General features: G+C 44.7%; 10 protein-coding genes. 4 read left to right on the top strand and 6 right to left on the bottom strand.

From position 1 onward, the window contains the following. Nucleotides 1-71: 71 nt before the first annotated feature. Complete coding sequence (locus R7Q09_RS03985; protein ID WP_318070528.1) at nt 72-1,409, bottom strand: GGDEF domain-containing protein; 1,338 nt, start codon at nt 1,407-1,409, stop codon at nt 72-74. 334 nt (nt 1,410-1,743) lie between these two features. On the opposite strand from R7Q09_RS03985, the gene R7Q09_RS03980 reads away from it, so the two are divergent. After that, complete coding sequence (locus R7Q09_RS03980; RefSeq protein WP_033905129.1) at nt 1,744-2,568, top strand: DUF2797 domain-containing protein; 825 nt, start codon at nt 1,744-1,746, stop codon at nt 2,566-2,568. Between the two features lie 90 nt (nt 2,569-2,658). On the opposite strand, the gene R7Q09_RS03975 is transcribed toward R7Q09_RS03980, so the two are convergent. Further along, entirely contained in the window at nt 2,659-3,894 is a 1,236-nt protein-coding gene (locus tag R7Q09_RS03975) for a cysteine desulfurase-like protein (protein ID WP_085569570.1), read from the bottom strand. Then, entirely contained in the window at nt 3,878-4,534 is a 657-nt protein-coding gene (locus R7Q09_RS03970; protein WP_005377989.1) for a 2OG-Fe dioxygenase family protein, read from the bottom strand. The genes R7Q09_RS03975 and R7Q09_RS03970 overlap by 17 nt, the downstream gene beginning before the upstream one ends. A gap of 359 nt (nt 4,535-4,893) precedes the next feature. On the opposite strand from R7Q09_RS03970, the gene trxB reads away from it, so the two are divergent. The 3 genes from trxB (at nt 4,894) to cydC (ending at nt 9,458) form a co-directional block, all read left to right on the top strand. After that, complete coding sequence (gene trxB, locus R7Q09_RS03965; RefSeq protein ID WP_005377991.1) at nt 4,894-5,853, top strand: thioredoxin-disulfide reductase; 960 nt, start codon at nt 4,894-4,896, stop codon at nt 5,851-5,853. A gap of 103 nt (nt 5,854-5,956) precedes the next feature. Further along, on the top strand, nt 5,957-7,744 hold the full coding sequence (gene cydD / locus R7Q09_RS03960) for a heme ABC transporter permease/ATP-binding protein CydD (protein WP_258475412.1): 1,788 nt from the start codon (nt 5,957-5,959) through the stop codon (nt 7,742-7,744). Next, a complete protein-coding gene (gene cydC, locus R7Q09_RS03955; protein WP_318070527.1) occupies nt 7,737-9,458 on the top strand; it encodes a heme ABC transporter ATP-binding protein/permease CydC in 1,722 nt (573 codons plus the stop codon). The genes cydD and cydC overlap by 8 nt, the downstream gene beginning before the upstream one ends. Before the next feature lie 97 nt (nt 9,459-9,555). Here the strand turns inward: cydC and R7Q09_RS03950 are convergent, their stop codons facing one another. From R7Q09_RS03950 to R7Q09_RS03940, 3 genes are all read right to left on the bottom strand, one after another. Continuing rightward, complete coding sequence (locus R7Q09_RS03950) at nt 9,556-10,887, bottom strand: D-serine ammonia-lyase (RefSeq protein WP_064353825.1); 1,332 nt, start codon at nt 10,885-10,887, stop codon at nt 9,556-9,558. Nucleotides 10,888-10,977: 90 nt separating this feature from the next. Beyond that, a complete protein-coding gene (gene serC, locus R7Q09_RS03945; RefSeq protein ID WP_318070526.1) occupies nt 10,978-12,072 on the bottom strand; it encodes a 3-phosphoserine/phosphohydroxythreonine transaminase in 1,095 nt (364 codons plus the stop codon). A 137-nt stretch (nt 12,073-12,209) separates the two neighbouring features. Next, the gene (locus tag R7Q09_RS03940; RefSeq protein WP_005389614.1) at nt 12,210-13,478 is read right to left on the bottom strand and encodes a DUF945 family protein; all 1,269 of its coding nucleotides are present in this window, start codon (nt 13,476-13,478) and stop codon (nt 12,210-12,212) included.

Here is a 13,478-nt window from a genome sequence, read left to right as displayed (position 1 = left end):
AGTGGTGTTCAGCAGTTTCCCTCTTGGTGGCCAGTTGGCCACCTTTTTTCTTTCCTTTTAGTGAACGGCTATCAGGCTTGCTTCTTTTCGCAAGCAAGTAAACCATAATGAGCTTCCACTCGGTTGCGACCATTGCGCTTCGCCTGATACAGCACTTCGTCAGCTCTCGCCATGGTTTCTGAGACGCGTTCATTCTGCATTTGGGCAACGCCAATACTGCAAGTTAATGATTCACCGTGCACCCACAAATGATCCTCCACATTTTTGCGAATCATTTCTGCCTTCTCTAGCGCTTGTTCAATATTGGTATCAGGGCAAAATACGACAAACTCTTCGCCGCCCCAACGAACGAGTCGATCGTCTGAGTAAATAGAAGTCGCTACCACCATGACAAATTCGCGCAATATGTCATCCCCCATTTGGTGCCCAAATTTGTCGTTCACCTTTTTAAACTTATCCAAGTCCAAATAGAGAATACTGAAGGTGTTATGCCCCCAACGAACCTGACGAGATTGTTGTTCCAGCCAGTGTTGCACAGCATATCGGTTCATCGCGCCCGTCAAAGCATCTCGATGCGCTAACTCTGCAAACTCGTAGTTTTGAGCTCGCAAAGTATCATTCACCTTTTCCAAATGACGGTGACGCTTTTGCGCTTTTTCATAAGCCACTCTATTTTTTCGTAACTCATGCAGTGAAAACGCCAGTCCAAGCGCCATCCAAGAGATTAATAATGCATACAACAATGTTTCTTGCGCAAGGTAAGCGCCTTCAAACTCAATTTTATCAATCACAATTCTATGTTTACCAAGTGCCGCACCAGACCCAGTTGCAATATCAATACGTGTGATGTTTGAAAATTCAGGTGCAGAGTGCTCAATCGCGACTCCGTTATCTGCTAACCACCAGGTCATCACCTGAAGATTTTTAATCGGAATTTCGACAATATCGCTCGAACCCGACGGAGAAAACTGCATGCCATTATATTTAATGGTGTACTCGTCGTCCGGCTTGGAATACTCAGAATTATAATTGCGAAGATACAAACGTAGGTCGTGGCTAGGGTTAGCCCCTATTCCTGCCTCTTCATATCGCACCTTCAATCGAATCGTATGGTAGTTGGAAAGGTCAATACCCTGTGTTGGCGTTGCTGAATCGGTATAAACCGAGATTCCGCAGTAAGGCCAAGCATACGAGCTCTGCTTTAGTTCACAGCTAAGAACTAGGCTTTGCCGGTCGTATGTGATATCTGCCTCACTCACACCTCCTTCACTGGCATCTTTAGTTGCATAGATATTGAAATGCTCAGGTGTAATGGTCAGCTTTCGCGTATCGCCAAGCACACTATAAAGGGCAACCAAACTGATAGTGCAAATAGAAAGAGCAAAGATAAAGTTATGGATCCACTTCATGGGCAAGTGACCTGCTGAGATTATACAATACGTGAGGTTCAATAATTTCAAAAAATGAAATAAAGGTGATTTATCAAGAAATAAAATCACTTTTTCATTCAATTCTTAGTTTCGACACATAGTAACGGATTTTGAACCGTTATCACGTTTTAAAATTTCTAAAAAATGCAGCCCAACTTCTATTTGCGAAGCATTTCACAGCCATAACTTTTAGAAAATAAAACACGATGCATAATAATTTAGTGCAAGACATTTACTTTAAAGCTCCTGTCAACCCTGCATCTCTTCTCCACTTCAGTATATACTGTGCAAAAACACAATAATGAGTAATGTCATGTCATTAATTGCAACTGGCACGCTAAACAAAATGCGTGCTTCTCTGGACGGTGCCGTCAACTACCGCCTTCCTGTCGGTGAGGAAGAGATCGACTTAACTCCGTTTCTGGGTAAAACGCTCACACTGACTCACACTGGCAATATTTTTTGTTGCTCATGTGGAAAGAAAACGAAAAAGAGTTATTCGCAAGGCCACTGTTTTGTATGCATGAAAAAGCTAGCAAGCTGCGACATGTGTATCATGAAGCCAGAGACCTGCCACTACGATCAAGGGACTTGTCGCGAACCACAATGGGGTGAAGAGAATTGCATGGTGGATCACTTTGTCTACCTGTCCAACACATCCAGCTTAAAAGTTGGTATCACTCGTCATACTCAAATCCCGACTCGTTGGATTGACCAAGGCGCGACTCAGGGCTTGCCAATTTTTAAAGTAAAAACTCGCCATATCTCCGGTTTAATTGAAGTTGAACTGGCGAAACATATCGCAGACAAGACCAATTGGCGCACACTGCTTAAAGGTGACGGTGAACCTATGGCATTGCAGGACCGTTTTGCTGAGCTATTGCCTTTAGTCGAAGAGAAAATTGCCGAGATAAAACAGCAATTCGGCGAAGATGCCATTGAAGTATTAAACGAAAGCATTACCGACCTTAGCTACCCGGTACAACAGCACCCAACGAAGATCATTTCGCATAACTTCGATAAAAACCCGGTTGTTACTGGCACTTTGCAAGGCATTAAAGGTCAATACCTCATCTTTGATACTGGCGTTATTAATGTAAGAAAATTCACTTCCTATGAAGTTGAAGTTAGTGAGTAATCGCTTGTAAAACGCGTTGATTCAAATAAAAACGAAAAAAGCTCGAGTTTGACTCGAGCTTTTGTTTTTCTATCAGGAAGAAATCGTTAGTTATGCGTCAAGGATGCTTTCTAGCACATCGAATAACATATCGACTTCTTCTATTGTGTTGTAATGCATACAACCAATTCGCACTACACCACCCGATTCTTCTAAACCAAGTTGACGAACTAAGCCCAACGCATAAAAGTGACCATTCCATACACAAATGTTATGTTCACCCAGTGTTTTCGCGATGAACTCTGGAGAATATCGGTCAAACGTTAGCGCAAAAGTTGGCGTGCGGAGTTGGCTATCTTCCTTTGCGATACCGAATAGATTGACACCATCTAATGCATTCAAACGCTGTAAGAAACGCTCACTCAAGCGCTGTTCATGTTGTTCATACAGTTGGTAGCTTTGCTCCAATCGTTGGCGAAGAGGTAAACCGACTTCACCAAATTGAGCCAGATACTCAACCGCAGAAACGACACCAGCAAGACCTTCAAAACTTTGCGTTCCTGTTTCAAATCGACCTGGGCCTATATTAGTGGCAGGCTCGACTTTGTAAGGGCGAATACTGTGGAGCCACTGATCGGCTATGTAAGCAATACCAACGTGCGGTCCGAAAAACTTGTAAGCTGAGCAAGCTAAAAAGTCACAACCTAACGCTTGAACATCAACCAAATGATGAGGCGCATAATGGACGGCATCCACATAAACTTGTGCCCCAACATTGTGCGCCATGCTGACTACTTGCTGTACATCCACAATAGAGCCCGTCGTGTTCGATGCATAAGTCACAGCGACAAGGCGCGTTTTATCAGAAAGAAGGCGGCTTAAATGCTCCATATCCAGCGTACAATCTTCTTCGTTGATACGAACTTGATGAACCGTAACGCCTTTATCTTCTGCCGCTTGCTGCCAGCTGGATACATTTGAATAGTGATCCAAAGCGGAAACAATGATCTCATCTCCTGCTTGCCAATCTCGACTAATCGCGCGACTAAGCTGAAAGGTTAGCGAGGTCATATTGGCACCGAAGACAATATTGCCAGATGAAGGTGCATTAAGTAGAGCCTGAGCCGACTCACGCGCATTTTGCATTACGTCAACGGTCACTTGGCTAGAAAAATAATGCCCGCCTAAGTTAGCGTTGAAACGACCTAAATACCCTACCATGCTGTCTAGTACTGATTGAGGCACTTGTGAGCCACCTGGACCATCAAAAAACGTCACGGGCTTGTCGTTGTGGTATTGAGCCAACGCCGGAAATTGCTCTCTGATCTGATTAAGATTGAAGTTCATTACGCTTATCCGTAGCCGTGAGTACAAATACATCCATATGGCCCGCTTCGTCATCAATAACAGAGCGGATTGGGCACGCGTTATGCCACAGCTTGCTATCAGCCAAGATTGCGACCTCTCCGGTTTCTAGCACTTTACGGAAAAATGGGGCTTGGTTATGGCTGCTGTACAGCATGATGTCGCCACCGATGATGTTATGGCGTCCCACACCAACCATTGCAATGTGATCAAAACCGTCTTGGTGCACACCTTCAGGTGCTACTTGGGTTTCTTCTTCCAGTGCCCTGATACGGATTTGGTGAATTTCTATTTCTTGACCGTTTGGCAGATGATTCGCATTGACAAACAATTCACACATTTCTCGAAAGCCATCGCTGGTAAGAATATCCTTCTCAATTGGCTCGAATTGTCTTACAACATCACCTTGAAATCGGTTGATATCAGAGGATTGAACAAAGCTATTTTTATTTAAGTCGATGACTTTGCCGTTATCAAAACCAACCACGGAATAACGTCGTAGTCGATACTGACCATCTGCATGTTCGGTACGAGGCAGTTCTTCAAACGATGGGGAAAGCTGCTCAATTGCTGCCATGCTGAGCTGTGTTAAATGTAGAGTATTCTCACGTGAATGTAACATCATTTGCTCCTTTAATGAGGCACATTAATTAACATTTAATTTACACACTAGGTTACGCAAATATTCTGCAATTACCAGCTTTTAACGTTGATAGCTTCAACAAAACGACGAAAACAACATAACAAACCAAATCAAACCACAAAAACAGAGCCATGTTTCAGTTTTACGCTTTGACAATATTTGAAACTAGACTTCTCTACTACGAATAGAATTTTATGCTAGAAGTCAACGTTCTCTATCAATATTTAGTGGGTTCTAATCTATAACCAATTATTCGATCACAATCGTTGTTTATGCTTTTAAAGCACTAAGAATTTCCATACAATCGAGGGAAATGTTACGCCCTTTTTGGAGCCATAATGAGCGACGTAAAACACTGTAAATTATTAATTCTTGGTTCTGGTCCTGCAGGATACACAGCTGCCGTCTACGCAGCGCGTGCAAACTTAAACCCTGTGCTTGTGACGGGAATGCAACAAGGTGGTCAGCTAACCACCACAACTGAAGTTGAAAACTGGCCAGGCGATGCTGAGGGACTGACAGGTCCAGCATTGATGGATCGCATGAAAGAACACGCCGAGCGTTTTGAAACTGAAATCGTATTTGATCACATCAATGAAGTAGAGCTATCACAACGCCCATTTCGTTTAAAAGGCGACTCAGGTGAGTACACTTGTGATGCCTTAATCATATCTACCGGCGCATCAGCAAAATACCTTGGCCTTGAGTCTGAAGAAGCATTTAAAGGTCGCGGCGTTTCTGCTTGTGCAACCTGTGACGGTTTCTTCTACCGTAATCAGAAAGTTGCAGTTGTGGGCGGTGGTAACACGGCTGTTGAAGAAGCGCTATACCTATCTAACATTGCGTCAGAAGTTCACCTGATCCACCGCCGCGATTCATTCCGCGCAGAGAAGATCCTTGTGAAACGTCTGATGGATAAAGTTGAAAGCGGTAATATCGTTCTTCATACCGATCGCACTCTCGATGAAGTACTGGGTGACGATATGGGCGTAACGGGCGTCCGCATTAAAGACGTGAACAGCGGTGCGACAGAAGATATCGACGTAATGGGTGCATTCATCGCAATTGGCCACCAGCCAAACACACAAATCTTTGAAGGCCAAGTAGACATGAAAGATGGCTACATCATCGTTCAATCAGGTCTTGAAGGCAACGCAACACAAACTAGTATCGAAGGTGTATTTGCAGCTGGCGACGTAATGGACCACAACTACCGTCAAGCGATCACCTCTGCAGGTACAGGTTGTATGGCTGCATTAGATGCTGAACGTTTCTTAGACTCACTTGGTGACAAATAACTTTTCACATTTGTGTCATATCCTTAAAGCCCAGCGGTATTCCCGCTGGGTTTTCTTTTGTATACTACCGCCTCATTAAAACAATTATCATTAAGCCTTCACGATGGATAAGAAAAAGCAAAGCAGCTTGAATAAGTGGCTGAAGCAACAAAGTAAGTTAGCCAAGCGCTGGCTTATGATTGCGATAGGCCTAGGCGTACTTTCAAGCGTGTTTTTATTGGCTCAAGCAGCCCTGCTCGCCTCCATTCTGCACCAGTTAATCATTGACCAAGTCGACAAAGCCGAGCTCATTTGGCATTTTGTTGGGCTCGGTGGCACGGTTATCGGTCGAGCTGCTTGTACCTGGGGTCGAGAGCTTGCCGGTTACCGTTGCGGGGAGCAAATTCGAGTTTATATTCGCCAACTCATTTTAGATAAAGTTCATAAGCTTGGGCCAGCTTACATCAAAGGCAAACCTGCTGGCAGTTGGGCAACGCTCATCTTAGAGCAGGTAGAAGATATGCAAGATTTCTTCTCACGCTACTTGCCTCAAATGTCATTATCGGTACTAGTGCCTTTCATCATTTTGGTTGTCGTATTCCCAGTAAACTGGGCAGCAGGCTTGATCTTCCTGGTCACTGCACCACTAGTGCCTATTTTCATGGCACTGGTTGGGATGAAAGCCGCAGAAGCAAACCGTAAAAACTTTAAAGCGATGCAGCGTTTGTCGGGTCACTTTTATGACCGCTTGCAAGCAATGACAACCATTCGCTTATTCGATAGAACAAAATCTGAAACTGAGACGCTAAAGGGTGCTTCAGAAGTCTTTCGTACTCGTACCATGGACGTTCTGAAAATCGCGTTTCTGTCTTCTGCGGTGTTAGAGTTTTTCACTTCCATTTCTATCGCAATTACCGCTGTCTACTTTGGCTTTAGTTATATCGGGGAGCTGGACTTCGGCTACTACGGCACAGGTGTTACGCTCTTTGCTGGTTTGTTCATTCTGATTCTTGCTCCAGAGTTTTATCAGCCATTACGTGATTTGGGCACGTTCTATCATGCGAAACAGCAAGCGGTTGGGGCAGCAGAAAGCATTGTCGAGTTTCTGGATTTGGAAGTCGATCAAATCAAAGATGGTACCCAAGCGTTAGATAAAAACAGCCCTATCCATATTGAAGCGAACCAGTTAACCATTTTTAGTCCGGAAGGTAAGCAGCTCGCAGGTCCCCTATCCTTCTCTCTTGAAGCCAACAAAAGTACGGCTTTAGTTGGACCAAGTGGCGCAGGTAAAACAAGCTTGGTAAACACCATCCTCGGTTTCATGCCTTATCAAGGTAGCTTGAAGATTAATGGTTGTGAATTGTCGCAACTGGATCTAGCCACATGGCGAGAGGCAGTAAGCTGGATTGGTCAAAACCCGATGCTATTACACGGTAGCATTCGAGATAACATCACACTAGGTAAGCACAATATTCAGGATGCAGACGTACATTCTGTGTTGAATGACTCTCACGCTGCTGAATTTGTTGAAATGCATGGGTTGGATTATCCGATATCTGATCGTTCTGGTGGTTTATCTGTCGGCCAAGCGCAGCGTTTAGCACTGGCTCGCGCCATGCTACAAAATGGTCGTTTTTGGTTATTAGATGAACCAACCGCAAGCTTAGATGCTCGCAGTGAAAAACTCGTGATGGAAGGCATTAACAAGTATGCGCATGCCACAACGAATTTGATGATTACTCACCAACTTGCGCCTTTACAAAACGTATCGCAAATTCTTGTTATGCAGGACGGCCAGATTGTTCAACGTGGTGATTATGCCACACTGTCGACAGAATATGGCTTATTTAAAGACATGTTGGAAGCGAACCTCGCACAACGTGAAACAGACAAGGGGAACTTAGATGCGTGATTTACTCCCTTATCTAAAACTCTATAAGAAACACTGGTTTGGTCTTTCGCTAGGTATGCTACTGGCATTTCTGACCCTAGCGGCGTCTATTGGCTTATTAACGCTATCAGGTTGGTTTATTTCAGCCGCAGCGGTGGCAGGCTTGACGGTTGCTCGTGAGACCTTCAACTACATGTTACCAGGTGCCGGGGTACGCGGCGCTGCAATGGCTCGAACCGCAGGTCGATGGGGAGAACGTGTCGTTAGCCACAATGCAACGTTCAAGCTGCTTACCGATCTACGTATCTTCTTCTTTAAGAAACTTGCACCACTGATTCCGGGTCGTGTTTCTACGATGCGTGATGCCGATCTGCTCAACCGCCTAGTAGCGGACGTAGACGCGATGGATCACGTTTACCTTCGACTTATCAGCCCTGTCGTGATTGGTATTTTTGGCATATTGTGTTTAACGGCTGTCCTGGCTTTCTTTGATTGGCATCTCGCCCTACTGCTTGGCTCGATTCTTACCGTCATGTTGTTTGTATGGCCAGTACTGTTCTATAAACTGGGTAAAAACAATGGCGAGAAGCTCACTCATCATAAAGCGCAATTGCGAGTGGCGACACTGGACTGGCTTCAAGGCTACAGTGAACTGAGTATCTTTGGAGCAGAAGAACGTTATCGTAATCTCATTCTAGAGAAGCAGAAGCAGTTGCTGTCTAACCAATTTGTGAACGCGAATTTAACGGGCATGGCTTCAGGCCTGCTTATGCTGGTGAACGGCATTACACTGGTTGTGATGCTTTGGTTTGCTGCAGACGGCGTAGGTGGTCGTGCTCCTGATCCTTGGATTGCGCTGTTTGCGTTTGCAACCATGGCGAGCTTTGAGATTCTGATGCCTATCGCGGGCGCATTCCAGTATCTCGGTCAAACGTTGACTTCTGCTCGTCGTTTAAATGAAGTAATTTTGGCTGAACCTGACGTTGTCTTCCCTGAGCAGTCGAAACATAAAGACACAACGTTAGACATTGAATTCGACAGCATTGATTTCACTTACCCTGACGGTCAGCAAAAGGTGCTGAAAGACTTGTCACTCTCACTACCGTTGGGCACTAAAACTGCAATTGTAGGTCAAACAGGTTCAGGTAAATCAACACTGATTCAGCTTCTTTGCCGCTACTGGGATGTTAACCAAGGTGAAGTTCGAATCGGTGGTACAAAACTGCAAGATTGGAGCGAGTCGGACCTGCGAGCAGCAATGACTGTGGTCAGTCAACGCGTAGATGTACTAAACGGGACACTACGTGACAACTTACTCATGGCCGCTCCGGATGCAAGTGATGAGCAACTGTCTACTATTTTACAAAAAGTCGAGCTTGGCGGACTTCTTGAAGAGCCGGGGTTAGACGCTTGGTTAGGCGACGGCGGCCGTCAGTTATCTGGTGGTGAGAAACGTCGAATCGGTATTGCTCGAGCATTGCTACGTGATGCCCCAATCCTACTCTTAGATGAACCGACTGAAGGCCTCGATAAGCGTACGGAACAAAAAGTGATGGCGCTTTTCAATGAACACTTTGCTAATAAGACAGTAGTATTCATTACACACCGACTGATAGAGCTAGAAAGTATGGATAGCATCTGTTTGATGGAACAAGGTGAGATCATCGAACAAGGCGACCATCCAACGCTACTCGCTCAAAAAGGTCGTTACTACCAGCTATTACAATCTCTATAATTCGATTTTCAGTGACGAGAAGGGCTCATCAAACGATGAGCCCTTTTGTTATTCCTGTATTATTAGTTACCTAATTAAGCACGTATACAGTGCTGATTTACCGACCAGATTTTTTGAGATAAGCCGCCATTTCATCTTCCGGAACCATGCCCCCACCAGTTGCCCAAACAAGATGTGTTGCGTTTTTGAGTTTTTCTTCGTCAAATTTCATTTGAGACTGGTAAGCATGGTTATTCGAGACGTGCACTGCACCAATCATACCGGCTAATGCAGAAGGCTCTAGATTAATACCTTCCAGTTCACTTAACTCACCCAAGTGGTGATACATACGAGCGTCATCAATGGTGTAAAAACCATCAAGTAGCCTTTCCATCGCTCTTCCGACAAATCCCGAAGCACGCCCGACTGCCAAGCCATCAGCGGCGGTGATGTTATCGATACCCAAATCTTGTACCGAAATATCGTCATGCAAGCCTGTATGTACGCCCAACAGCATGCACGGGGAGTGCGTTGGCTCCGCGAAAATACAATGGACATGCTCGCCAAACGCTACCTTCAAGCCAAATGCCACGCCACCAGGCCCGCCGCCAACACCACAAGGAAGATAAACAAACAATGGATGATGCTCATCAACCACGATTCCCAAGTCATCAAACTGCTGCTTAAGACGCTCACCCGCAACAGAGTAACCTAGAAACAGCGTCCGTGAGTTTTCATCATCGATAAAGAAACAGTTGGGATCTTTTTCTGCCTCTTTACGACCTTGCGCGACAGCAATACCATAATCTTCTTGGTGCTCTACGACATTAACACCATGTGACCGGAGCTTATTTTTCTTCCATTCCCGCGCATCCGCAGACATGTGGACTGAAACTGAAAAACCCAGCTTCGCACTCATGATACCGATGGACATACCAAGATTGCCGGTTGAGCCAACTGCAATACTGTACTGCTTAAAAAACTGCCGAAACTCATTGCTGAACAATTTGCTGTAATCATCGCTTTCACAGAGCAAGCCGGCTTCAAACGCCAACTTTTCTGCATGAGTGAGCACTTCATAAATACCACCTCTCGCTTTGATCGAACCAGAAATTGGCAAATGACTGTCTTTTTTGAGCATTAAATGGCCCAATATTGGTGTGTCGTATTGCTGCTCCAAACGCACTTTCATATTGGGAATATCCACCACTGCGGACTCAATAACGCCACGCGACGTTTCCGTTTCGGGAAACGCTTTCATCAAATAAGGCGCAAATCGTGCTAGCCGTTCACTCGCCGCTTGAATATCTTTTTCATCTAACCCGACATGAGGTAAGCCTTCCTCCAAGGAAGTGATATGGGGGTTAAACCAACAAACCTCTTCAAGATCAATAAGTGCTGCCAAGAGTGGGAACTGCTTAGTCAGCGCTTCAATATTTGCCTTGGTCATTTTACCTTCCTGGAATGATGTGAGTTGAGATAAACAAAAGCGCCGCAATAGCGACGCTTTGGAGAACAAATATCAGTTATCAGTTTGAGCTTACGCGTAGCTTTTCTCAAACTCTTGCATAAAGTCTACTAACGCTTGAACACCTTCTAGCGGCATTGCGTTATAAATGGATGCTCGCATACCACCAACTGCTCGGTGACCTTTTAGCGCTTTCAGCCCTTTAGAGTCTGCTAGCTCAAGGAAGGTTGCATCCAGTTCAGGCTTAGCAAGTTGAAATGGCACGTTCATCAAAGAACGGTTTGCTGAGTGCACGCCATTACGGTAGAAATCAGACTGATCGATGTAATCATACAGTAGCGCGGCTTTAGCGCGGTTCACTTGCTCAATCGATTTTACTCCACCCTGTGCCTTCAGCCATTTGAAAACAAGACCAGACAGGTACCATGCAAAGGTTGGTGGCGTGTTGAACATTGATTCTTTTTCTGCCAAAACAGTGTAATCCAAAATACTTGGTAGTACCTGCTTCGCCATACCTAATAAATCATCGCGCACGATAGCAATAGCAATGCCGGAAGGACCAATATTTTTCTGAGCGCCCGCGTAAATCACACCGTATTTCGACACATCAATTTCACGAGAAAGAATTGTCGAAGACATGTCAGCAACAATCGGTTTGTCGGTGATAGGAAGATCGTTAATCTCAATACCATCAATGGTCTCATTTGGACAGAAGTGAACGTAAGCCGCTTCTGGAGCAATTTTCCATTCACTTGCAGGTAGAACCGCGACTTTCCCGTTGATTTCTGTTTTTGCATCAAACACGTCTGGTTCGCAGTATTTTTTCGCTTCAGCTACCGCGCTTTCAGCCCAATAACCACCATCGATGTAAGTTGCCGTATCGGCATCACCAAGTAAGTTTAGAGGAACAGCAGCAAACTGAGCACGAGCACCACCTTGGCAGAACAGTACTTTATAGTTGTCCGGAATATTCAGAAGATCACGTAAATCCTGCTCGGCTTCTTCTGCAACTTTGATGAACTCTTTGCTTCGGTGGCTGATTTCCATGACCGAAGTACCAAGGCCTTGCCAATCGATTAGTTCCTGTTGTGCTTGCTGCATAACTGCTTTAGGCAGACCTGCTGGCCCTGCACTGAAGTTAAATACGTTGTCCGTATTTTGTTCCATGATGCTCATTGCTCCTGCTATGTAAATATTACGAAATTAATATCACGTTTTCGCAGTGATAAAAACAAGAAAAGAGGTCTTACGACCTCTTTTTAAAGACTAAGCGTTGAATTGGAACAAATTCGCAACAACACGAATTACTGTTGTTGCATCAAAGCAGGCATAAGTAGAGCCACCAATGGGAACTCATGCCCATTTTCGAACTTCAATTTGCCTTCACCAATTTCTGCTTTTAATTGATAACCGCCCTCTACTTTTTCGATCAACTCCATAATAAGGAGCTCATCAATCCCTTCTTGAATAAATGGGTAATGCGTTACTAATTCATCGGAGAAGTAAGTGCTAAGTTCACCAGTAGTGGCCGTCACCAACTTCATTGGATCTTGAGTAATATGCTCAGTACCTTCAGGGATGGATAGTTGCCACTCATTGTGGAACTTGCCGTCACCGAACGCGAGTGAAAGCTCGTTCACGGATAAATCAAAACCTTTGCTAAACAGCGTATCGACATGCGGCAATAAATTCGCAATTTCCTGCTCATCTAGCATAGGAGAGCTTTGATAGATAGACATAATTTGATCAAAAGACTGGCTATCCACATCTGCAATTGAGAAATCCAACTTAAAGTTATCGACATCCGTCCCATCAGTTAAACGTAGTTTCTTAGCATCTAGGTTTAACTGACTGTTCAGCTTATCACCAGACTCACTCATCGTAGTGTTACCACGGTAGCTCGCATTTTCAATCAAAAAGACAGGCGTTAAGTTCGCATCAACCACATCTAGCTTCTCTAGAGAGAAAGATTGCTCGCCTAACCAGTAGCCTTTTGCTTGCTTTCCTTTACCTTGCCCTGTCAATGCATTCAGATGAAGCTCTTCACCGTTTTCAAAATCCACTTGAACAGAAGGAACGGAAACTTGGTAATTGAGATCACCCAATACCGTCACATCACCTGTTACTTTTGCAGGGCTTGTAGAAACAGAAACACCTTGCGCTTCGTTACGATAATGCCAACTGTCTAGGTCGAGGATAAATGCTGTATTGCCATTTAGTTGAGTTTGGCTATGCATCGTGAGAGGCAAAAAGTCATTGTCCACCAATTTTGAATCAGCTGTTAGGCTTGTTAGACCGTGGCTAACATCACTGGTTACGTCAAACGTCGTTGGCATACCATCACGCTCTAGCTGCGTTTTAAGCTCAGGATCAACAACTGAATAACGAGTCAGCACGACTGAAGACAAATAGCCACGCTGATACTCGACCACTTCGCCTTTAATCATTTCATCATTCATATTGGTAATACCATCTTCAATGATGGACTGACCAATTTGTCCGACAGCCAATGGCCAACACAGTGCTAATGAGATAGCACCACCAATGGCGCCGATTTTTTTAAGATTTTGCAT

The sequence above is a fragment of the Vibrio sp. 2130-1 genome (assembly GCF_033339515.1).
The sequence above is the reverse complement of the archived record's forward strand: the minus strand, read 5'-3'. Positions and strand labels throughout refer to the sequence as shown.